Raw genomic sequence first — 21168 nt, 5'->3', positions numbered from 1 at the left:
TTAGGCCTCCTTCTTTTTGTCTTTGCTCAGGGCCACGAAGATTTTTTCGAGCGGCATCCGCACCATATTGTCCAGCGCGCCAGTGAACATGATCACGAGCGCCTGAATGACCACGACCAGCTCCCGCGGGATCGATTCCCAGAACGAAAGTTCTGCGCCGCCTTGGTAGAGAAAGCCGAAAAGCAGCGCGGCCAGAAGGATGCCGATGGGGTGGTTGCGCCCCATGAGTGCCACGGCGATGCCGATAAAGCCCGCCCCTTCGACCGCGTTGTCGATCAGGCGCTCCGCCTCGCCCATCACGTTGTTGATCGCCATGAGGCCCGCCAGCGCGCCGGAGATCAGCATGGCGATGATGACGATACGGGCCGGTGCGATACCTGCGTATTTCGCGGCGGTTTCCGACTGGCCATAGGCGCGGATTTCATAGCCCAGACGGGTTTTCCAGATCAGGATCCAGAACAGGAAGGTGCACAGAAGCGCGACGAAAAACGCCATGTTGGCTGGCGCGTTGGGTGAGAAGTTGATGCCCAGAGGGGCGAAAATCTCGGAGAAATTCGGCAAATGTGCGCCTTCTGGAAAGCGCGCACTTTCTGTGACCATAGAGCCTTTGACCTTCAACACACGGGTCAGCAAATAGCCCAGAAGTGCCGCGCCGATGTAGTTGAACATGATCGTGGTGATCACGATATGGCTGCCACGCTTGGCCTGAAGCCATGCGGGGATAAAAGCCCATGCCGCGCCGAACAGTGCCCCGCCGATCATCGCCGCAGGGAGCGCCAGCGTCCAGTGCGGCCACGGAACAGCCAGACAGACAAGCGTCACGCCCAGCCCGCCCAGCATCGCCTGACCTTCGCCGCCGATGTTGAAAAGCCGCGCATGATAGGCCACGGCCACCGCAAGGCCGGTAAAGATGAAGTTGGTGGCGTAATAGAGCGTGTAGCTGATCCCGGAGGTGGAGCCAAAAGCCCCGTCCACCATGGTTTTGATCGCTACCACCGGATCCTTCCCAATGGCCCAGATCACCAGACCGGAAAAGAAAAACGCCAGTAGAATGGAAATCAGGGGAATGAGGACGGCGTCCGCCCATTTCGGCATCTTGTTCATTGTGCCTTCTCCTCATCGGTGATGCCGGCCATCATCAGGCCCAGTTCACCTTCGTTGGTCTCGCTTGGCAGGCGCTCGCCCATGATCCGGCCATCGAACATGACAACGATCCGGTCGGACAGCGACAGGATTTCGTCAAGTTCCACGGAGACCAGAAGGATTGCCTTGCCCTCGTCACGGAGCGCCACGATTTGTTGGTGGATAAACTCGATTGCGCCGATGTCCACGCCGCGGGTCGGTTGCCCGACGAGCAGCAGGTCGGGGTTGCGCTCGATCTCGCGGGCCAGCACGATTTTCTGCTGGTTGCCGCCGGAGAAGCTTTTGGCTTCGAGTTTGGGATTCGGGGGCCGGACATCGAATTTGTCCATGCTCACCTGCGTCATCGCCTTGATCCCCGCATTGTCCATCAAAAGCGCATTCTTCTGATATTTCGGGTCGTGGTGATAACCGAAGATCATGTTTTCCCAAGCCTGAAACTCGAGGATCAAACCTTCGTCATGGCGGTCTTCGGGCACATGGGAAATGCCACGGGCGCGACGGGACTGGCCATCGGAATATTTGCCGGTCAGGTCGATCTCTTCGCCATTCATGCGGATCGTGCCGGTGCCTTCCATATAGCCGCCCAACACTTCGAGCAGCTCGGTCTGGCCGTTGCCCGCAACACCGCAAATGCCAAGGATTTCGCCTTGGCGCACCATGAGGTCAATGCCCTTGAGCCGCTTGACGCCCTGTTCGTCGATGACTTCGAGATTCTCGACCTCGATCACGGGCTTGCCCGGTTTGGCTGGGGTCTTGTCGACACGCAGAAGGACTTTGCGCCCGACCATCAACTCGGCCAGTTCTTCCGGCGAGGTGTCTTTGGTTTTGACCGTCGCGGTCATTTCACCGCGCCGCATGACGGAGACGGTGTCGGTGATCTCCATGATCTCGCGCAGCTTGTGGGTGATCAGGATGATGGTTTTGCCCTGATCCCTGAGCCCTTCGAGAATACGGAACAGGTGATCGGCCTCGGCAGGGGTCAGCACGCCGGTAGGTTCGTCGAGGATCAGGATATCGGCCTGACGGTAGAGCGCCTTGAGAATCTCGACCCGTTGCTGGTGGCCCACGGAGAGGTCTTCGATCAAGGCGTCCGGATCGACGGAGAGTTCATATTCGTCCGAGAGTTGTTTCAACAGCTTGCGTGCCTTGGCAAGCGACGGTTTCAACAGTTTGCCGTCCTCGGCCCCCAGAATCACATTCTCCAGAACCGTGAAGTTTTCCACGAGTTTGAAGTGCTGAAACACCATGCCGATACCGGCGGCGATGGCCTCCTGACTGTCGGTGATCTCGACCTCTTTGCCGTTGATCAGGATCTCACCCGCATCGGCTTTGTAAAAGCCGTAAAGGATCGACATCAGCGTGGACTTGCCTGCGCCGTTTTCACCGATGATGCCGTGGATCGAGCCCTTGGCGACGGAGATCGAAATGTCCTTGTTGGCCTGAACCGGCCCGAATGCTTTGGAAATCCCGCGCAATTCAATGGCGGGGGCGGATGCGGTGGGGGCGACAGTCGCCTGTCGCCCCGTCTCGTTCTGAACGCTCATGCGCGACCTACCTTAGTAAGCCGGGCAGGTTTCGTCGGACATGTAGTCATGCACCACGACGTCGCCGGAGATGATTTTCGCGGTGGCTTCGTCGATCGCGGCCTTCATTTCCGGAGTGATCAGCGCTTCGTTATACTCGTCGATGGCGAGTGCAACGCCTTCGTTTTCAAGACCCATCACAAAGAGACCGGTTTCAATGTCCGCGCCTTGTGTGAATGCATCATAGACTGCGTTGTCCACGCGTTTGACCATGGAGGTCAGCACATGGCCCGGTTGCAGATAGTTCTGGTTGCTGTCCACACCGATGGCCAACATGCCTTCGTCTGCGGCGGTTTGCAGAACACCAAGACCGGTCCCGCCAGCGGCGGCAAACACAACTTCGGACCCAGCCGATTTTTGCGCACGGGTCAGTTCGCCACCTTTCACAGGGTCATTCCATGCCGCAGGGGTCGTGCCGGTCATGTTGACGATCACATTGCCTTCGGGTTTCACGGATTTGAAGCCTTGCGCGTAGCCGCAAGCGAATTTGGAGATCAGCGGAATGTCCATACCGCCGATGAAGGACACGGTGTCACCTTCGGCGGCATAGGCGGCGGCGATACCGGCCAGATAGGAGCCTTCTTCCTCTTTGAACACGATCGAGCGCACGTTCGGCGCATCAGCGACGCCGTCGATGATCACGAATTTCGTATCGGGGAAATCCGCAGCAACGGTTTCAAGCGCGGTGGAGAAGGAAAAACCGGCCATAACAATCGGGTTGAAGCCGTTGTCGGCAAAGCGGCGGAGCGCCTGTTCGCGCTGGGCATCGGACTGCAATTCGAGGTCACGATAGGTTCCGCCGGTTTCGGCAGCCCAGCGTTCGGCCCCGTTATAGGAGCTTTCGTTGAAGGATTTGTCGAACTTGCCACCAAGGTCGAAGATGAGAGCGGGATCGGCCAGAGCGGCACCGGAGGTCAGGGCCAGCGCAGCGGCGGCACCGAGGAACGTGGTTTTCAGGGTCATGGATTGGTCTCCCGTTATAGACTGATCTTGGGGCGCTCCATGCGGATGAGTCTCTGGAAGAGATCGCCCACATGCCGCGGCCCGTGTAAGCGAGCAGTGTCTCGCCTTGGGAGGGATTAGGGCGCGTCCCTTACGGAGCGTCAATAGTGATTTTTCCAAATTTGACCATTTGGTCGTGGTTGCGCGTTAGATTTTGGCCAAGCCGCAGCTTTTACGTTGGGTCACGTCTGATTTATGCGCTTTGTGAACATCCGCGCGTCGATCTTGGTGCCGTCTGGTGCGGTGTAATAGGCTTTGCGGTGGCCGGATTCGCTGTAGCCTTCGGAAAGATAGAGAGAAATCGCGGGAATGTTGTTGGCTGCGACTTCGAGAAAAGACTGCGTTGCGCCACGGTTTTGCGCTTCGGCCTCATAGCGGCGCAGCATGGCCCGTCCCAAACCGCGCCCGCGGGCCTCCGGGGAGACGGCGATGGTGAGAAGTTCGACCTCGTCTGGCACATAGCGCCCGAGTGCAAAGGACGGCCCCGCTCCCGTGGTCAGAAACACGTCTTTCATGGACAAAAGCCCCGCAAACTCGGTCGCGGACCAAGGGCGGGGCGTGTCGAAACTTGCCGCATGAAGCGCTGCAAGCATATCTGGTGTGAAATCGGTCACTTAGGCTGCGACGGGGCGCACTTCGAGCACTTCGGGGATGTAATGGCGCAGCAGGTTTTCGATGCCCATTTTCAGCGTCAGCGTGGAAGAGGGGCAGCCTGCGCAGGCACCTTGCATATGCAGGTAGACTATGCCGCGATCAAAGCCGTGGAAGGTGATGTCGCCACCGTCTTGGGCCACAGCCGGACGGACGCGGGTATCCAGAAGCTCTTTGATCTGCGTGATGATCTCGCTATCCGGCCCGTCGTGCGCGGCATGACCGCCCGCAGGGGTCGCGCCCTGACCGCCCATGACCGGTTCGCCTGACTGGAAATGTTCCATGATGGCACCGAGGATGGCGGGTTTGACGTGATCCCAGTCGGTGTCCTCGTCCTTGGTCACGGTGACGAAATCCGTGCCGAAGAACACGGCAGAGACGTGGCCCACCTTGAAGATGCGCTGTGCCAGAGGCGAGGTTTCCGCAGCTTCGGGTGAGGTGAAATCCGCCGTGCCGGTTTCCAGAACAGTCTGGCCGGGCAGGAATTTCAGGGTTGCGGGGTTCGGCGTGGATTCGGTCTGGATGAACATGGCGCGTATTCCTAAGTTTTGCAGTCGGATATGCGCCTTTTGACGCGGAAAGTCAAGATTTAGAACGGTTCTAAGTGTAACGTCAGATGTTCCGCTGCGCAATCTCCGAGGGCGGAACCCCGCGAACCTCCCAGAATGTGACCGCTTCCGGCCCGATATTGGCCAGCACCTGCGAGAGATCGCGATGGTTGCAATGACGCCAAAGCGCATAGGCTGTGGCGTCGATGACATTGAGCGGCGTGATGTTGTGTTCTTTACGCACGGATTGCGCCTCACGGATCATTTCCGAACGGGTGCCAAAGGGCAGGGGCATGGCATCAACGCGCCAGTTGTAGACCAGCATCGCGCGTAAGGTCGATGGAAGGATATTTCCAAAGGCGATCACCTGAGGCGGGGTAAGGCGGCGGCGGAAGACCTGCAAGACACCCTCCACGGCGGTGTAGGCCATCTCATCGTCCTCTATGGCCTGCCCCATGCGGTCGCGGGCATCCTTGAGAAAGGAGGCGAATTCCTGCTCGGAGTGTAGATAGCTCCAAGGTATCGTCATGTCAGGTCACGGCCTCCAGCCGTTCTTTGGACATTTCTCCGGGCACCAATGTCATCGGGATTGGCAGGAAGCCTGCCTGTTTGCTCATGGCCGCGACCAGAGGGCCGGGGCCGGATTTTTCCGTGCCTGCGCCCAACACGAGCACGCCGATTTCGGGGTCTTCCTTGATCTGCGCCAAAATCTCGTGCACGGCTTCGCCTTCGCGGATCACCAGATCGGGATCAATCCCTTGCCGGTCTCGCATCCACTTGGCGAAGACCTCGAAATGGGCAACAATCCGGTCGCGGGTTTCCTCGCGCATCAGATCGGCCACCCCGATCCAGTGGTTGAACTCCTCGGGTGGGATGATTGACAGGATGGTGACACCGCCGCCGGATTTGGACGCGCGCATGGCGGCAAAGCGCATGGCGTTGAGACATTCGCGGCTGTCATCGAGGATCACAAGAAACTTGCGCATTCTGGCCTCTTTGCTGTGGCCCCATTCGGAGCATCTGCGTGATGATGACCGAGCCGGGCGGCAGAGGCAACCACCTGTGCAACGTGAGAGGTGAAAGAAACCCCCGGCTCAGGGCAGCCGGGGGTCCTATGAGGGTCTGATCTGTCGGGGAAGGCGATCAGAATATGCGCCTACAGGCGGCGCAAGCGACACGGAACAGGCGGGGACAACACTGATTCTGTATCACTTGCCCTCGGATATAGGGGCGCATTGAAACCTTTATGTGACACGGCAGGGCGGTTTGACGCCTGTCACCGCTTCGTGATTTGAAGGTGAAAGGGGATTTCGCGATGTGTTTGGAAAACTCACACCAAATGCATATGAGGCCCATCAATGTCTGACATGAAACGCCGGCGGTTCCTTGCGCTTGGTCTCGCCACGCCCTTTCTGGGACGTGCAGCCTTTGCCGAAGAAATCGGGCTGACGCTTCCGGACGAGCTGCAATCCAGTGTTGCCACGCGGCAAAATATTTCGAGCTTCCGCCGGATCGACTGGCGCGAACATTTCGACAGTCTCGGCAAGGGCGCGATTGTCGCCGATACCGTGAGCCGCGCGCTGCACTACTGGGGGACGGATGGCAGCTACAAGCTCTACCCGACCTCTGTGCCGATCTCGGATGAGTTGACGCGGCGCGGCTATACGGAGGTCATCAAGAAGGTGAAGAACCCGACATGGACGCCGACGCCGTCGATGCGCGAACGTGATCCGAGTCTGCCTGTGACCGTGCCCGCAGGGCCGCAAAACCCGCTTGGGGTGCGTGCGCTCTATCTGTCGTGGCAGTATTACCGGATTCACGGCACCCATGACACGCGCAAGATCGGGAGGCGGTCGTCAGACGGTTGTATCGGGCTGTATAACGAGCAGATTATTGACCTGTATGATCGGGTCGCCGTGGGGACACAGGTCAAGCTGATCTGAGTATTTACGGCACAAAGGAAACGCAAAAGGGCGCCGCAGCGGGCGCCCTTTTTCATGTCCGGCTGCAAGGTTTCAGCGCACGAAACCCATGATCTCGAAGGTCTTGTTCAGAATCGGCTGGGCGATTTCGTTGGCCTTGTCCGCGCCTTTGGCGAGAATCCGGTCGATTTCTGCCGGATCATCCATGAGGCGTTTCATCTCTGTTGAGATCGGCGCGAGATGTTCGACGGCCAGTTCTGCCAGTGCCGGTTTGAATTTGCCCCAGCCCTGACCGCCATACTCGGCCAGCACCTCTTCGCCGGTCATGTTGGCGAGAGCAGCGTAGATGTTGACGAGATTGCGTGCTTCGGGACGGTTGGCGAGGCCCTCCATCTCTTCGGGCAGCACTTCAGGGTCTGTGCGCGACTTTTTGAACTTCTTGGAGATGGTGTCCGCATCATCGGTCATGTTGATGCGTTCCATGTCGGACTCACCCGACTTGGACATTTTCTTTGTGCCATCGCGCAGGCTCATCACCCGCATGGCAGGGCCTTCGATCACGGGTTCGCAAGCCGGAAAGAAGTCGACCTTGTAGTCGTGATTGAACTTGGCGGCGATGTCGCGGGTCAACTCGACGTGTTGCTTCTGATCCTCGCCCACGGGGACATGGGTGGCGTGATAAAGAAGGATGTCGGCGGCCATCAGGGACGGGTAGGCGTAGAGGCCGAGAGAAACCTTTTCGGCATTCTTGCCGGCCTTGTCCTTGAATTGCGTCATGCGGTTCATCCAGCCAACGCGGGCGACACAGTTGAACAACCAGCCCAATTCGGCATGGGCCGAGACGCGCGACTGGTTGAACAGGACCGAGCTTTCGGGATCGATGCCGGAGGCGAGGAAACCGGCGGTGACTTCGCGGGTGGCCTGACGGAGTTCTTCGGGGTCTTGCCAGACGGTGATCGCGTGCATATCGGCCACGCAATAGATGGTTTCGAACTCACCGCCCTGCATATCCACGAAGCGTTTGATCGCGCCGAGATAGTTGCCGAGAGTGAGCCCACCCGAAGGTTTGATCCCCGAGAAGACGCGGGGTGTAAAGGTAGGCTTGTCCATCTGGAACTCCGTCACTGGATTATTAGGTGTTGGTGGCTTACCTATGCGAGGCGAAAGCGTCAAGGAAAGGCCCCTCAATGTCTGAAGACCCCGATTACTCCCGCCCCGAAAGCCCGTTCAATGCGCTGCCGCCTATGGTGGTTGCGATTGCCTTGGTGCTGGGCGGGGTCGAACTGGTGCTGCAACTGGGGTCGCTGGGCCTGATTGGCGGACAGGAGGCCGTGGGCTGGCGGATCGCAGCGATGGAGGATTACGGGTTCTTCGATACAATATTCGAAGCCATGCGCGCGCAAGGTGTCTGGCCGCTTGAGCATGTGCGCCGGTTCTTCACCTATGCGTTTGTGCATTACTCGATCACCCATGCGCTGATGGTGCTGGTGTTCATCCTTGCTCTGGGCAAGATGGTGGGCGAGACCTTTGGCAATATCGCGGTGCTGGTGATCTTTGTGGTCTCGACACTGGCGGGATCGCTCGGCTTTGCGCTGGTGCTCAATTCCGCCACCCCGCTTCTGGGGGCCTATCCGGCGGCTTACGGATTTATCGGAGCCTATACGTTCATTCTCTGGCTCGGCCTTGGGCAATTGCATGAAAACCGACTGCGGGCCTTTACGCTCATCGGCTTTCTGATGGGGCTGCAACTGGTCTACGGGCTGTTGTTTGGCGGCTCTGCAGACTGGATTGCGGATTTGTCTGGCTTTGTGGCCGGATTTGTCGTGGCCGGACTTCTGGTGCCGGGTGCAATCGGGCGGATCGTCATGCGTTTGCGGCGGCGGTGAGGCTGACTGCGGGGCGGCGTCAAGCGGGCGGCAGTTGCGGCCCGTGGCTTATCTGCCGCGGCGCATCGAGCCTTTCAATTCGGCCATCCGCACGGCTCCGATCAGATGTGCAATGGTAAAATAGCCGACGATCCCGATGGCGACGAGCAAGAGCGTGCCCAAGCCCCGTGACAGCGCGAAGACCGGAGACAGGGCGCTTTCAGAGCCCCAGAGCAATACGCCCATCAGCAGGGATGCGATCAGGATACGCGGTGCGCGGCGGAGGAGGCGCGTATCTGTGCCCACGTCTTCGCCCATCGATTTTTTCCCGAACCACAAGAGCGCGACCATGCCCCATGCCGCGACGGTTGTTGCGACAGCGGCGGCCAGATAGCCGATGAAAAAGGACAGGCCGACCGCGACCAAAGCGTTGATGATCATGGCGTAAATGGCAAAGCGGAACGGGGTTTTCGTGTCCTCGCGCGCGAAATAGAGCGGTTGCAGAACCTTTTGCATCACGAAGGCCGGAAGCCCCAGACCATAGATCATTACGGCCAGCGCGGTTTTCTGTGTGTCCTCCGGCGTGAAGGCACCGCGTTGGAACAGGAAGGAAATCAGCTGCTCCGGAATGACCACCAGCGCCACGGCGGCGGGCACGGTCAGCAAGAGCGCGAATTCGAAGGCGCGGTTGTAGGCGTCGCGTGCGCCTTTCCCGTCACCGGCCTGAAGGCGGCGCGACAGGTCGGGCAAGAGCACGATGCCGATGGCGATGGCGACCACGCCCAAGGGCAGTTGATACAGGCGGTCGGCAAGGTTCAGATATTGCAGCGCACCTTCTTGCGAAAACGAGGCCACCTGACGACCGACGAGCAGGTTGATCTGGACGACACCGCCAGCCAGCGCGGCCGGACCGGCGAGGATCAGGAGGTTTTTGATCTCGGGCGTCAGACGTGGCAGATGCGGGCGCAGGTTGAAACCGGCTTTCGCCGCAGAGATCCAGACCACGGCAAGCTGGGCAATCCCCGCAAGAGGAACGGCCCAAATCAGCGCGCGCTCGACCGCCATGCCGAGTTTGGCCGCGCCGATCATCGCCACAGAAAGCACGACATTCAAAAGCACAGGCGCGGCGGCGGCGGCGGCAAAGCGTCCGGTGGCGTTCAAAATGCCGGAGAACAAAGCGCCTAAAGAAATGAACAGCACATAAGGAAAGGCGATACGTCCGAACCCGACGGCGAGATCAAACCGTTCGTCCCCGATGAGACCCGCCGCCATGACGGTCACCAGCGCGGGCATAAACAGCGTGGCCAGAAGCGTCAGCGCGATCAGCGCCGTGGCCAGCACCGACAACGTGTCCTCGGCAAAGCGTTTGGCGTCACCGCCAGCTTCGACTTTTTTGGAGAACATCGGCACAAAGGCCACGTTCAACGTGCCTTCTGCGAAGAAACGTCGAAACATGTTGGGCAGGGAAAAGGCGACCGCAAAGGCTTCGGCAACGGGCCCTGCGCCAAAGAAGGCCGCGATCAGCGCGTCGCGGACGAAGCCCAGGACGCGACTCATCAGGGTCCAGCCGCCTACCGTGACAAAGCCTTTGACAAGGCGGACAGGCTTCATTGCGCCTGTGCCCGTTTCGCGCCCGCCACGATGGAGGTCCGCAGTTTCTTCTCAAGCGCGCGTTGCTTGCTCTCGGAATGGATTTTCATGCCGAACATATCTTTGACGTAGAAGGAGTCGACAACCTGAGCCCCGTAGGTCGCGATCTGGGCGGAGACGATGGAGATGTTGTTCTCTGCCAGCACCCGCGTGAGATCATACAAAAGGCCGGGCCGGTCGCGGGTGTCCACTTCGATGATGGTGAAAATCTCCGAGCCTTCGTTGTCGAAAATGATCGAGGTCGGGACGTTGAACTTGCTTTCGCGTTTCTTGATCTTGTCGCGGGTTTCCAGCGCGTCTTTTGCGGCGACCTTGCCGCGCAGGATCTTGTCGATCATCTGGCGCAAACGAGGAAGGCGGCCTTCCTCGAACGGGTTGCCGTCATTGTCCTGAATCCAGAACACAGCGGTGGCAAACCCGTCTTTGGAGGTAAATGTGCGGGCATCCACCACATTGGCTCCCACAAGTGCCAGTGCACCTGCGAGGCGCGAGAAAATCCCGTGGTGGTCGGTCAGCGCGAAACAGGCGCGTGTGGCGTCGCGGTCTTCGTCCTGATGCAGGTCAATGCGGATTTCGTCCGGCTGAATGTCCTTGAGCAGGTGCGCGAAAATCTCGTGCGTGGCAAAGGGTAGGCCCTGCCAATAGGTGCTGTAGTGACGTTGCAACTCGCGGCGCTTGTCGACGGTGTTCCAGTCCTTGAGACGGGCGCGCAGCTCTTTTTTCGCCTCGCCTTCGCGGGCGTCGCGGTTGACTTCTTCCAGCCCGTGTTCGAGCGCATAGGCGGTCTGGGCGTGCAGGTTGCGGATCAGCGTCGCTTTCCAGTTGTTCCAGACATCGGGCCCGACGCCGCGAATATCGCAGACAGTCAGAACCGTCAGCAGATCAAGCCGCTCGCGGGTTTTTACTGCTTTGGCGAAATCGCGCACGGTGCGCGGGTCGGAAATGTCGCGTTTCTGGGCAATGTCCGACATTAGCAGGTGATAGCGCACCAGCCATTCTACTGTCTCGCATTCCGAAGGTTTCAGACCAAGGCGAGGCGCAACCCGACGCGCGATCTGGGCACCGATCACGGAGTGGTCCTCGACGCGCCCCTTGCCGATGTCATGCAGAAGCAGCGCGACATATAGCACCTTCCGGTTGACGCCGGTCTTCATGATGCTGGTGGCCAGCGGCAGAGGGTCTTCCAGTTCTTCCCGCTCGATTTGCGCGAGGTTGGAGATCACCTGAATCGTATGCTCGTCGACCGTGTAGCTGTGATACATATTGAACTGCATCATCGCCACGATGTGTTGAAACTCCGGAATAAACGCCCCAAGCACGCCCAGCTCGTTCATCCGGCGCAGCGCACGTTCGGGGTTGCCGTGTTTGAGCAAGAGGTCGAGGAAAATCCGCCGTGCTTCCGGCGCGTTGCGCATCTCGTTGTCGATCATGTCGAGGTTGGCCGAGATCAGCCGCATCACATCGGGATGCAGCAGATAACCGGTGCGCAGAGCGTCCTCGAAAACGCGCAAGAGGTTCAGCTTGTCGGAGAGAAATGCTTTGCGGTCGCGGGTGTTAAGGCGGTTGTGAACGATCTCGTATTGATCCCCCACCTTGCGGCGGCGTTTCAAAAGCCGTTGCAGCGCGGGTTCCTGTTTGACGTGTTGGGCCTCAAGCGAGGTCAGGAAGATCCGTGTCAACTCACCCACGCGGGTGGCATGCAGGAAGTAGTTCTGCATGAAATGCTCGACCCCGCGCCGCCCCGAATGGTCGAAATATCCCAGCCGGTCCGCCACCTCGACCTGCATGTCAAAGGTCAGTTGGTCCATCGGTCGTCCGGCAATCAGATGCAGCGCATTGCGTGTGGCATGGAGGAAGGTCTCCGCCTCGTCGAACTGGCGATATTCGTCTTGGGTAAAGACACCCGCTTTGACGAGATCGGAAGGGTGGCTGACCCCGTGCACATATTTCGCGATCCAGAACAGCGTGTGCAGGTCGCGCAGACCACCTTTGCCCTCTTTGATGTTGGGCTCGACAACATAACGCTGCCCGCCTTGTTTGCGGTGCCGTGCCGCACGTTCTTCGAGTTTGGCTTCGATAAATTCGCGCGCGGTATTTTGGAACAATTCGTCGCGCAGTCTTTCCTGCAATTCCGTCGCCAGCGCGCGGTTGCCGCTCAGGAACCGGATTTCCAGCATAGCGGTGCGGATGGTAAAATCCTCTTTGCCCAGCCGGATGCAATCGCGGATCGTGCGGGTGGAATGGCCCACCTTCAGGTGCAGATCCCAGAACATGTAAAGCATGCTCTCGACCACGCTTTCGATCCAGCCGTTGATCTTGTGCGGGGCGAGAAACAGCAGGTCGACATCGGAATAGGGCGACATTTCCCCGCGCCCGTATCCGCCCACCGCCAGAACGGCAATCCGTTCGCCCTCTGTCGGGTTGGGGTTGGGATGCAGCTTTGTCATCGCGGTGAACAGCACTGTCGTCACAATGCAATCCGTGAGCCACGCATAAGCCCGAAGCGCCGGTCGCGCATTGCGCGGGGCGTCGGTCATGGCGCTTGCGATGGCGGCGCGGCCCTGCTTTTGCGCGTCGTTCAGGACAGCAACCGTAGCCTTTCTGATCTCCGCAGGAGACGCCGCCTTTGACCATGTTTCCTCCAGTGCCGAGGCAACGGAGGAGACGTCAAAGATGGCATCTTGTGCGCAGATGAATGTGCCCGAAGGCGCAGGAAGAAAGGCGGAAAGGGCCGGAAGATCAGTATCCGGCGCCGCGGAAGGCTCTTGGGGCAGGGTCAATCTCGATTACCTGATTGTTCTGAATGGTCGCGATGGAGAGGCCGCGTTGGTTGGTTCCGTCAGGCAGAAGGCGGAAGATACCGTTGACGCCGACAAAGCCGGAGCCACGGGTCAGACCTTGTGCCGTCAGGGCGTTCTGGTTTCCGGCTTTCACCAAGGCCCCGATGGCCGCGATGCCATCATAGGCCAACCCTGCAAGCGCATGTGGCGCCTGACCGTATTTGGCGGAATAATGCGCGGAGAAATTGCTTGTGAGCTGTTGGTCAGGAATGGCGAACCAGCTGTCTTGAAGCCCCGGAAGGCTCATAGCGGAGGCAGGCACGTTCCAGCGTTGCAACCCGATATATTGCGGCGAAGGCGATTTGATACCGTTTTCGGGCAGCATCTGTGCCAGAAGCGGCATGGCTCCGTCGTTGCCGGAGGTGAAGAAAATCGCATCGGCATTGGAATTACGTGCGGCTGTGGCAATCGGGCGGATGGCCTGAATGACGCCTTGCTGGCTCAACTCGAAACTCTGCGTGGCCGCAAGCGTGGCGCCTTGGCGGTTGATCGCGGTTTTGATCGCCGCGGCGCCTGCGTTTTCTGCAGGGCTGTCGGCGTTTACGACCATGATCCGGCCCTTGCCATTGGCGCGGGCATAGGCCACCAGCCGATCTGCGGTGTTCTGGAAGGTCGGCCCGAGGATAAAGACGTTGCCGCCAGCAACATCGGGGTTGTTGGAGAAGGACAGCACGTTGATGCCCGCATTGGCCGCCGGAATCCCCGCGAGTTTTGCAGAACCACCATAGACCGGCCCGAGGATGATCTTGGCCCCGTCTTTCACCGCCTGACTTGCAGCGGCGGAGGCGCGTTCGGCTTGCCCCCCTGTCGGATAGACGCGTAGGTCAATGGCAACGCCATCGAGATCGGCCATAGCAAGACGCGCGGCGTTCTCGATCGATTGCGCCATCGCGACATCGCCGCCCTGTTGCGATTCGTAAGGCACCAGCAGGGCGACAGGAACAGGCTTGGATGTGTTGATCGTCGGACCGCCGCCAACAGGAAAGGCACCGGGATCACACGCGGCGAGGGAAAAAAGGGACAGGCCGAGCACAAATCGGGTGAGTGACTTGCGGGCGGCACGAAGAACAGCGAACATAGGTAAACCTCACTCCTGACGGCAATGGCGCAACACGGACGGTCACGCAAACTTGCGGGCAGACTATGCGAGACGCTTCAAAGAGTAAACGCTGCAAAGATCAGAGATCACATTGACATATCAAACCAAGCCGCTTTCTGCCGGCCTTCATTTTCTCGCCACCCCCATCGGCAATGCCCGCGACATCACCTTGCGGGCACTCGACATTCTTGCCTCGGCGGATGTGCTGGCCGCAGAAGATACGCGCTCCTTGCGCAAATTGATGGATATTCACGGTGTGCCCCTCAACGGGCGGCACATTTACCCCTATCACGACCACAATGGCGGCCAGATGCGCCCGCGCCTGATTGAGCTCATGGAAGAGGGCAAATCGGTTGCCTACGCATCGGAAGCCGGCACGCCTCTGGTCGCTGATCCGGGGTTTGCCCTGTGCCGTGAGGCGCTGTCGCGTGATATTCCTGTCACCTCGGCCCCCGGTCCCTCCGCGATGATTGCGGCCCTGACCATCTCCGGCCTGCCATCGGACCGGTTCCTCTTTGCGGGGTTCCCCCCGTCCTCCCAAGGGGCGCGGCTCAAGTTTTTCAGCTCGTTTGCGGACGTGCCTGCAACGCTGGGATTTTACGAAAGCCCGAAACGCGTTCACCGAACATTAGGAGAATTGTGCGATACCTTGGGAGAAACACGTCAGGCGGCTCTGTGTCGGGAGTTGACGAAACGTTTCGAGGAGGTGCGGAAAGGAACGTTGAGAGAGCTGGAGGAAAGCCTGCGCGATGCGCCGGTCAAAGGCGAGATCGTGCTTTTGATTGATCGGGCGGAGCGTGTTGAGGTTTCCGAGGCGGATCTGGAGACGGCTCTGGCGGAGGCGTTGGAGACAATGACGGTCAAAGACGCGGCGGCAGACGTGGCTGCCCGTTATGGATTGAAAAAGCGGGACGTGTATCAGATGGCCTTGGCCATCAAGGAGGGCTGATACACCCGAATGTGTGCGAAAGGCGAAGGATGCCATTAGATTTTGTGCCGGATACGGATGTCGCTCTACGCAAGGAGCGTGGGCGGAAAGCCTATGATTTCGGATTGAGTGCGGAGGCTGCTGTTGCGCGCCTGTATCAATCGCGAGGGTTGGAGTTGCTTGAAGAGCGGTGGCGCGGTCGCGCTGGCGAGATTGATCTGATTTTCCGGCAGGGAGAGGAAATCGTCTTTGTCGAAGTGAAAGCCTCTAAATCTTTCGCCAAAGCTGTGACGCATCTGAGTGCGAAACAAATGGTGCGGCTTTGTGCCAGTGCCGAAGATTATATCGGACGTCTGCCCAAGGGTTTGTTGACTCCTATGCGGATTGATCTGGCCTTGGTTGATGGTGTCGGACATGTCGAAATTCTTGAAAATGCGCTCATGCTATAGCGGCAAGCGGGTGCTTGTGCCTTCATGCACAAGACATTCCCATTGAATGCGCCGCAGGGCTGGTCCATCTAAGAGGAAACAAGTTTCGGGAGATGAGCCTTTTGTCTAACCTAGCCTCGACCAACACACCCTTGAAAGTCGCGATCCAGATGGACCCGATCGGTCCGATTGATATCAATGGCGACAGCACGTTCCGGATCATGGAAGAGGCGCAAAAGCGCGGCCATGAGCTTTTTTATTACACGCCGGAGCACTTGGCCTTTCAGGAAGGCCGTGTCACCGCACGCGGATGGCCGGTTGAGGTGCGTCGCGTCGAAGGGGATCATTACAGTCTGGGCGAAATGACCGAGGTCGATCTTTCGGACTACGACGTGGTCTGGCTGCGTCAGGATCCGCCTTTCGATATGGGATATATCACCACCACGCACTTGCTGGATATGATCACGCCCGGCACCTTGGTGGTGAATGATCCGTTCTGGGTGCGCAACTATCCAGAGAAACTTCTGGTCCTGACCTTTCCGGACCTGACGCCGCCCACGGCGATTGCCCGCGACCTTGAGACCATTCGGGCGTTCAAGGCCAAGCATGGCGATATCATTCTCAAACCTCTTTACGGCAATGGCGGTGCGGGGGTCTTCCGGCTTGATCCGAATGACCGGAACTTGTCCTCCTTGCACGAATTGTTCACCGGCATGTCCCGTGAACCGATGATTGTGCAGAAGTTTCTGCCCGATGTGTCCAATGGCGACAAGCGGGTGATCTTGGTCGACGGGGAGCCTGTAGGTGCGATCAACCGTGTGCCGCAAGCGGGGGAGACCCGCTCAAACATGCATGTCGGGGGGCGTCCCGAAAAGATCGGTCTGTCGGCGCGGGACTTGGAAATTTGTGCGCGGATCGGGCCGCTTTTGAAAGAAAAGGGACAGATTTTTGTCGGTATTGATGTGATCGGCGACTACCTGACCGAGATCAATGTGACCTCGCCCACGGGTATTCAGGAACTCGAACGGTTCGACGGGACAAACACGGCCGAGTTGATCTGGAAAGCGATCGAGGCCAAACGCGCATGAGTCTCAGGATGCGGCTTCTCGCTGGGGCGCTGAGCCCTGTCGTGCGGACTGCGTTTACCCATGCGCAAAACCCTGTGCCTTTGCGCGAGGGGGTGGATTGGGCTGCGAAACTGAGCCTGCCGGTTCAGCTTTCCGCCGAGGTCACCCATGATGCTCTGGGGCTGCCGGGCATGTGGATTTGCCCGCCTGGATGCGATGAGAGCAAGGTGATCCTGTTTTTTCACGGGGGGGGCTACATCGCCGGAAGCCCGCAGACGCACAAACGGCTGGCATCGCGCTTGGCGCAGCTGGCCAACCGTCCTGTTTTCCTGCCGGCCTACAGGCTTGCGCCGGAACATCCTTTGCCCGCAGCTTTCGAAGATGCTCTGGCGGTGTGGGAGGCGCTCATCGCTGCGGGGTATTGCCCGAAAGATATCAGTATTGGGGGCGACAGTGCCGGAGGAGGTCTGGGTTTGACGCTTTTGGCGGAACTGTGCCAGAGAGGGACGCCACCTGCGGGGGCCTTCGGGTGGTCGCCCTTCACCGATCTGACGCTTTCCAGCCCCTCTTTCGAGACCAATGCAGAACGCGACCATTTCTTTCCGCCGGAACGTGCGCGTGACTTGACGGCGATTATCTTGGGGGAAAGTTCTCCGACGGATCCGCATGTCTCGCCGATTTTCGCGCAATTTCCAAACTGCCCGCCGGTGCTTTTGCAGGCGTCTGACTGCGAGATTTTGCGCGATGATTCCGTGCGTCTGGCAGAGCATCTGCGCGCACAGGGGGCGGAGGTCACCCTCAGCCTCACCAAAGATGCGCCCCATGTCTGGCAGATGTTCGACGGATTCTTTCCGGAGGCGCGTCAGGCGATTGCGGAGACGGCAGAGTTTCTGCGCGCTCTCAATTAAGCACGCCGGAGACCACACGATAGCTCAAAGCCTCTGCCAGATGCGGGCGGCGGATGTGTTCTTCTCCATCCAGATCGGCAATGGTGCGGGCGACGCGCAAAACACGATGATAGCCCCGCGCCGAAAGCCCGAGCCTTTCGGCCGCTTTGGCCAAAATCTCGCGTCCCTCGGCATCGGGAGCGGCGACATCTTCGAGCATTTTCCCTTCGATCTGGGCATTGGTGCGAAATCCGCTTCCGTCATAACGCTCACTCTGGAGTGCGCGGGCTTGGGCAACGCGGGCGGCGACCGTGGCGGAACTGTCGCCAGATTGTGGCAGGTCAAGATCCTGAAACTGGACGGGCGGCATCTCGATGCGCAAATCGAAACGATCCATCAAAGGGCCGGAGATGCGGCCAAGATAGTCCTCGCCGCAGAGCGGAACCTTCGCACAGGCCCGCGCCGGATCGGGCAGGTAGCCGCATTTGCAAGGGTTCGCCGCCGCCACCAACATGAACCGGGCCGGATAGCGCATATGTGCATTGGCACGGGCGACCATGACTTCGCCGGTCTCGATGGGTTGCCGTAGCGTTTCCAGCACGGGGCGCGGAAATTCGGGAAGCTCGTCAAGGAAGAGCACACCGTTGTGCGACAGGGAGATTTCGCCGGGCTGCGCACCTCGCCCGCCGCCAACGATTGCGGCCATAGAGGCGGTGTGATGTGGTTCGCGAAACGGACGTGCGCGGGAAATGCCGCCTTCGTCCAGCAGGCCGGCAAGGGAATGGATGATTGAGGTCTCCAGCGCCTCTTGCGCCGACAGAGGCGGCAGGATCGTGGGTAGGCGGGCGGCGAGCATGGATTTTCCGGAGCCGGGCGTGCCGACCATGAACAGGTGATGCCCGCCCGCTGCGGCGATCTCCAGTGCGCGTTTGGCCTTTTCCTGCCCCTTCACATCGCGCAGGTCTTTCTGATGGGCAGGCAGGGAGATTTCTCCCGGATGTGCCTCGTGTAGCGGGCGGTCGCCGGTGAAGTGGCGCAAAAGCTGTGCGAGGTTTTTTGCGCCATAGACCGGCGTTGCGCCCACCCAAGCGGCTTCTGATCCGCAGGCTTCGGGACAGGCCAGAACGCAGTTCAGTTCGGCGGCCTTGAGAGCGGCAGGCAGAGCGCCGTTGACTGGCACGAGCGACCCGTCGAGCGCCAGTTCGCCCAGTGACAGGGTTTCTGCGGCCTTGCTTTCGGGGATCAACCCTGTTGCGGCAAGAATCGCCAGAGCAATGGGGAGATCAAAATGCGACCCGATTTTCGGCAGATCGGCGGGCGAAAGGTTGATCACCAGCTTCTTGGATGGCAGGGCGATCTGCATGGCCGCCAGTGCGGCGCGGACCCGTTCGCGGGCTTCTGAAACGGCTTTGTCGGGCAGGCCGACGATGGTGAAACTCGGCAATCCGGGGGCAATGGCGCATTGAACCTCAACTGTGCGGGCTTCGATGCCTTCGAAGGCGACGGAAAAGGTCCGTGCGACCATGTGAGGGGACTCCGGTGTTTGAAAAACCAATGTCCATCGGTCTAGCGCAGACGTGGTTAGGAAATGGTTAACGCCACATGGGTCTGCGCATCTTGGATGCGTCTAAACGTGTTCCGGCCACGCTGTGATTGGTAAATCCAATGCATAGGGCACAGGATCATAACGGACATTAAGCCCGTCTTTGCGCCAGCGTTTGAAGGCGGGGTCAGAGAGATGTGCGGAGACATAAGTGTTCAGACGTTGCGATACGGGCAAGTTATATCCTGCAATTCGGGCGGCGACAGGGGCGTAAAAGGCATCGGCTGCGCAGTAGTCCCCAAATAGCCAAGGACCATCGCCGGAAAACCTTTCGAACGCATGGGCGAGTAGGGTTTCCAACCGATCCAGATCCGCCTGTACAGCATCGGAAACTTGAAAATTCCGGTATTGGTGTAGGAGTTGCATCGGGCAGGCCGCGCGCAGAGCGTTGAAGCCGGAGTGCATTTCGGCTACCAGCCAGCGGGCGTAGATGCAGGCTTGCGGATCAACCGGCCAAAGCCCGGCATCAGGGTGACGTTCCGCCAATGTTTCGGCCAGAGCGATGCTTTCGCCGATGATCCACCCTTCAGCCGTGCGCACGGTTGGCACCAACTGGGCGGGAGCGAGAGATGCAAGGTCGTCTTGCATTGTTCCGTTGTAGAGGCCGACCATGATCTCTGTGTAGGGGATATCGAATTTTTCGAATAGGAGCCAGCCGCGGAGCGACCAACTGGAAAAGCTTTTGTCGCCGATGAAAAGATGGTAAGACATAGGAACCCCCTAATTGTTTTATATACTGTAGTGCAGGGAGGTCGGATCACAAAAATTTATATTTGTTTTGTTTGATATCAATATTTGTGATTTATTTGCGTGCAGGACCAAGGCCCCGAAATCCCCTCCGGACAGTCGATCCGCGTGCATGATAAAGGGTCGATCCGATGGGCGAAGGCTTCATAGGCCGTGCAGGACAGGGCCTTTTGCAGCAACGCGAGGATCACGCCCATATGGGTCACGATCACGGTTTCACCAGACAGAGCACCCACGCCAGCGTGAACCCGCGCCGAGAAACTGTTCCAGCTTTCGCCGCCCGGGGGTGCGGTGTCTCCGGGTGTTTCAAAAACCTGTCGTGCGAGATCGCCGTCGCGGGCTTCGATCTCCGACCAACTGAGCATTTCCCACGCCCCGAAATGGGTTTCCCGCAAGCGGTGATCATGGGGCAGACGCGGGCGGTGCGCCTGTATGGCATTGGCGGTTTCGACCGCGCGGCTGAGATCGGAGGAGACCACTGGGACCTCGGGCAATGCGGCTTCAAGGCGTGAGATGGCTTGCTGGTCGGAGAGGTCGGCGGGGAGGTCCGTCCAGCCGACAAAGGTTTTCGCATGGGTCGGGCCATGCCGGATCAACCACAGGTGGCTCATGAGAGCCCTGCCGGAAGATTGCCTTTGAGCGCAAAGGGAAGGCCGGCCATGACGCCGATCACCGTGTCGGCTTGGGCGGCGAGGCGTCGGTTCAGATCGCCTTGAGCTATGCGAAACCGGCGGGCAAGCGCGTTTTCGGGAACGACGCTGAGACCTGTTTCATTTGACACGATCACCACTTCTGCGGGGCTCGACTTGATCGCGTCGAGCAGGGCGTCTGTCTCACGAGACAGGTCGTGATCCGCCAAAAGATGGTTGGTGAGCCACATGGTTGCGCAGTCGAAAAGAAGAATCTCTCCGGCTTTCCGATCCGAAATGACACGGGATGCCCCCAGAGGTTCTTCAATTGTGCACCACTCTCCTCCGCGTTTTGTGCGATGTTGCGCAACCTTTGTGCGCATTTCCTGATCGAGACACTCTGCACTGGCAAGGTAAACCTTCCGCAACATGCTGTTTATGCATAGTTTTTCGGCTATGTCCGACTTGCCGGAAGATGCCCCCCCAAGCACGACTGTCATATTCGCGCACATGAACGTGAAACCCATTTCTGATCTGAAGCGTTAGTCTTTTCGTAACAGGAGTAGCCACAGCTCG

General features: G+C 59.1%; 21 protein-coding genes. 6 read left to right on the top strand and 15 right to left on the bottom strand.

What is annotated here, in order from left to right:
• The 7 genes from BM152_RS08365 to BM152_RS08335 form a co-directional block, all read right to left on the bottom strand.
• A complete protein-coding gene (locus BM152_RS08365) occupies window positions 1–1104 on the bottom strand; it encodes an ABC transporter permease (protein WP_066606807.1) in 1104 nt (367 codons plus the stop codon).
• Window positions 1101–2687, bottom strand: a complete 1587-nt coding sequence (locus BM152_RS08360; protein ID WP_066606810.1) for an ABC transporter ATP-binding protein — start codon at window positions 2685–2687, stop codon at window positions 1101–1103. The genes BM152_RS08365 and BM152_RS08360 overlap by 4 nt, the downstream gene beginning before the upstream one ends.
• Before the next feature lie 12 nt (window positions 2688–2699).
• Window positions 2700–3689, bottom strand: a complete 990-nt coding sequence (locus tag BM152_RS08355) for a BMP family lipoprotein (RefSeq protein WP_066606815.1) — start codon at window positions 3687–3689, stop codon at window positions 2700–2702.
• A gap of 221 nt (window positions 3690–3910) precedes the next feature.
• Complete coding sequence (locus BM152_RS08350; protein ID WP_231730565.1) at window positions 3911–4342, bottom strand: GNAT family N-acetyltransferase; 432 nt, start codon at window positions 4340–4342, stop codon at window positions 3911–3913.
• Window positions 4343–4909, bottom strand: a complete 567-nt coding sequence (locus tag BM152_RS08345; RefSeq protein WP_066606819.1) for a NifU family protein — start codon at window positions 4907–4909, stop codon at window positions 4343–4345. It lies immediately after the preceding gene.
• 82 nt (window positions 4910–4991) lie between these two features.
• Complete coding sequence (locus tag BM152_RS08340) at window positions 4992–5456, bottom strand: DUF2267 domain-containing protein (protein WP_066606823.1); 465 nt, start codon at window positions 5454–5456, stop codon at window positions 4992–4994.
• Window position 5457: 1 nt separating this feature from the next.
• A complete protein-coding gene (locus BM152_RS08335; protein ID WP_066606827.1) occupies window positions 5458–5913 on the bottom strand; it encodes a universal stress protein in 456 nt (151 codons plus the stop codon).
• Window positions 5914–6285: 372 nt separating this feature from the next.
• Between BM152_RS08335 and BM152_RS08330 the strand changes: the two genes are divergently transcribed.
• Window positions 6286–6870, top strand: coding sequence for a L,D-transpeptidase (locus BM152_RS08330; RefSeq protein WP_066606829.1), 585 nt, complete (start codon window positions 6286–6288; stop codon window positions 6868–6870).
• Between the two features lie 72 nt (window positions 6871–6942).
• Here BM152_RS08330 and trpS read toward each other — a convergent pair whose 3' ends face one another.
• Window positions 6943–7959: a tryptophan--tRNA ligase gene (gene trpS, locus BM152_RS08325; protein WP_066606831.1), complete on the bottom strand. Its 1017-nt coding sequence runs from the start codon at window positions 7957–7959 to the stop codon at window positions 6943–6945.
• 77 nt (window positions 7960–8036) lie between these two features.
• Between trpS and BM152_RS08320 the strand changes: the two genes are divergently transcribed.
• Window positions 8037–8735 (top strand): rhomboid family intramembrane serine protease, encoded by a 699-nt coding sequence (locus tag BM152_RS08320; protein ID WP_066606834.1) that lies wholly within the window; start codon window positions 8037–8039, stop codon window positions 8733–8735.
• A gap of 48 nt (window positions 8736–8783) precedes the next feature.
• Here the strand turns inward: BM152_RS08320 and murJ are convergent, their stop codons facing one another.
• The 3 genes from murJ to BM152_RS08305 are packed head-to-tail and all read right to left on the bottom strand — an operon-like array spanning window position 8784 to window position 14282.
• Complete coding sequence (gene murJ, locus BM152_RS08315) at window positions 8784–10325, bottom strand: murein biosynthesis integral membrane protein MurJ (RefSeq protein WP_066606837.1); 1542 nt, start codon at window positions 10323–10325, stop codon at window positions 8784–8786.
• Window positions 10322–13144 (bottom strand): [protein-PII] uridylyltransferase, encoded by a 2823-nt coding sequence (locus tag BM152_RS08310; protein ID WP_066606841.1) that lies wholly within the window; start codon window positions 13142–13144, stop codon window positions 10322–10324. Before BM152_RS08310 ends, murJ begins: the two co-directional genes overlap by 4 nt.
• Window positions 13104–14282 carry a penicillin-binding protein activator gene (locus BM152_RS08305; protein WP_066606843.1) on the bottom strand — a complete coding sequence of 393 codons (1179 nt, stop codon included), beginning with the start codon at window positions 14280–14282 and terminating at the stop codon, window positions 13104–13106. Before BM152_RS08305 ends, BM152_RS08310 begins: the two co-directional genes overlap by 41 nt.
• Window positions 14283–14394: 112 nt before the next feature.
• Between BM152_RS08305 and rsmI the strand changes: the two genes are divergently transcribed.
• The 4 genes from rsmI (at window position 14395) to BM152_RS08285 (ending at window position 17634) form a co-directional block, all read left to right on the top strand.
• On the top strand, window positions 14395–15252 hold the full coding sequence (rsmI, locus tag BM152_RS08300) for a 16S rRNA (cytidine(1402)-2'-O)-methyltransferase (RefSeq protein WP_066606844.1): 858 nt from the start codon (window positions 14395–14397) through the stop codon (window positions 15250–15252).
• A gap of 29 nt (window positions 15253–15281) precedes the next feature.
• Window positions 15282–15680 (top strand): YraN family protein, encoded by a 399-nt coding sequence (locus BM152_RS08295; RefSeq protein ID WP_066606846.1) that lies wholly within the window; start codon window positions 15282–15284, stop codon window positions 15678–15680.
• Between the two features lie 131 nt (window positions 15681–15811).
• Window positions 15812–16747: a glutathione synthase gene (gene gshB / locus BM152_RS08290; RefSeq protein WP_066607045.1), complete on the top strand. Its 936-nt coding sequence runs from the start codon at window positions 15812–15814 to the stop codon at window positions 16745–16747.
• 8 nt (window positions 16748–16755) lie between these two features.
• Window positions 16756–17634 (top strand): alpha/beta hydrolase fold domain-containing protein, encoded by an 879-nt coding sequence (locus BM152_RS08285; protein ID WP_158527955.1) that lies wholly within the window; start codon window positions 16756–16758, stop codon window positions 17632–17634.
• Here the strand turns inward: BM152_RS08285 and BM152_RS08280 are convergent.
• The 4 genes from BM152_RS08280 to cobU form a co-directional block, all read right to left on the bottom strand.
• Window positions 17627–19138, bottom strand: a complete 1512-nt coding sequence (locus BM152_RS08280) for a YifB family Mg chelatase-like AAA ATPase (protein WP_066606852.1) — start codon at window positions 19136–19138, stop codon at window positions 17627–17629. The genes BM152_RS08285 and BM152_RS08280 overlap by 8 nt on opposite strands.
• A 102-nt stretch (window positions 19139–19240) precedes the next feature.
• Entirely contained in the window at window positions 19241–19927 is a 687-nt protein-coding gene (locus BM152_RS08275) for a glutathione S-transferase (protein WP_066606854.1), read from the bottom strand.
• 77 nt (window positions 19928–20004) lie between these two features.
• On the bottom strand, window positions 20005–20574 hold the full coding sequence (locus tag BM152_RS08270; RefSeq protein WP_066606858.1) for a histidine phosphatase family protein: 570 nt from the start codon (window positions 20572–20574) through the stop codon (window positions 20005–20007).
• Window positions 20571–21092 (bottom strand): bifunctional adenosylcobinamide kinase/adenosylcobinamide-phosphate guanylyltransferase, encoded by a 522-nt coding sequence (gene cobU, locus BM152_RS08265; RefSeq protein ID WP_342028974.1) that lies wholly within the window; start codon window positions 21090–21092, stop codon window positions 20571–20573. Before cobU ends, BM152_RS08270 begins: the two co-directional genes overlap by 4 nt.
• Window positions 21093–21168: the final 76 nt, after the last annotated feature.

Origin of the sequence: Celeribacter halophilus (assembly GCF_900114135.1) — a bacterium.
In the GTDB taxonomy this organism is placed as follows: Bacteria; Pseudomonadota; Alphaproteobacteria; order Rhodobacterales; family Rhodobacteraceae; genus Celeribacter; species Celeribacter halophilus.
The sequence above is the reverse complement of the archived record's forward strand: the minus strand, read 5'-3'. Positions and strand labels throughout refer to the sequence as shown.

Bases quoted from the DNA above. Each gene is read 5' to 3' on its own strand.
- BM152_RS08365 (WP_066606807.1), bottom strand. From the start codon at position 1,104: ATGAACAAGATGCCGAAATGGGCGGACGCCGTCCTCATTCCCCTGATT.
- BM152_RS08360 (WP_066606810.1), bottom strand. From the start codon at position 2,687: ATGAGCGTTCAGAACGAGACGGGGCGACAGGCGACTGTCGCCCCCACC.
- BM152_RS08355 (WP_066606815.1), bottom strand. From the start codon at position 3,689: ATGACCCTGAAAACCACGTTCCTCGGTGCCGCCGCTGCGCTGGCCCTG.
- BM152_RS08345 (WP_066606819.1), bottom strand. From the start codon at position 4,909: ATGTTCATCCAGACCGAATCCACGCCGAACCCCGCAACCCTGAAATTC.
- BM152_RS08340 (WP_066606823.1), bottom strand. From the start codon at position 5,456: ATGACGATACCTTGGAGCTATCTACACTCCGAGCAGGAATTCGCCTCC.
- BM152_RS08335 (WP_066606827.1), bottom strand. From the start codon at position 5,913: ATGCGCAAGTTTCTTGTGATCCTCGATGACAGCCGCGAATGTCTCAAC.
- BM152_RS08330 (WP_066606829.1), top strand. From the start codon at position 6,286: ATGTCTGACATGAAACGCCGGCGGTTCCTTGCGCTTGGTCTCGCCACG.
- trpS (WP_066606831.1), bottom strand. From the start codon at position 7,959: ATGGACAAGCCTACCTTTACACCCCGCGTCTTCTCGGGGATCAAACCT.
- BM152_RS08320 (WP_066606834.1), top strand. From the start codon at position 8,037: ATGTCTGAAGACCCCGATTACTCCCGCCCCGAAAGCCCGTTCAATGCG.
- murJ (WP_066606837.1), bottom strand. From the start codon at position 10,325: ATGAAGCCTGTCCGCCTTGTCAAAGGCTTTGTCACGGTAGGCGGCTGG.
- BM152_RS08305 (WP_066606843.1), bottom strand. From the start codon at position 14,282: ATGTTCGCTGTTCTTCGTGCCGCCCGCAAGTCACTCACCCGATTTGTG.
- BM152_RS08295 (WP_066606846.1), top strand. From the start codon at position 15,282: ATGCCATTAGATTTTGTGCCGGATACGGATGTCGCTCTACGCAAGGAG.
- BM152_RS08285 (WP_158527955.1), top strand. From the start codon at position 16,756: ATGCGGCTTCTCGCTGGGGCGCTGAGCCCTGTCGTGCGGACTGCGTTT.
- BM152_RS08280 (WP_066606852.1), bottom strand. From the start codon at position 19,138: ATGGTCGCACGGACCTTTTCCGTCGCCTTCGAAGGCATCGAAGCCCGC.
- BM152_RS08275 (WP_066606854.1), bottom strand. From the start codon at position 19,927: ATGTCTTACCATCTTTTCATCGGCGACAAAAGCTTTTCCAGTTGGTCG.
- BM152_RS08270 (WP_066606858.1), bottom strand. From the start codon at position 20,574: ATGAGCCACCTGTGGTTGATCCGGCATGGCCCGACCCATGCGAAAACC.
- cobU (WP_342028974.1), bottom strand. From the start codon at position 21,092: ATGACAGTCGTGCTTGGGGGGGCATCTTCCGGCAAGTCGGACATAGCC.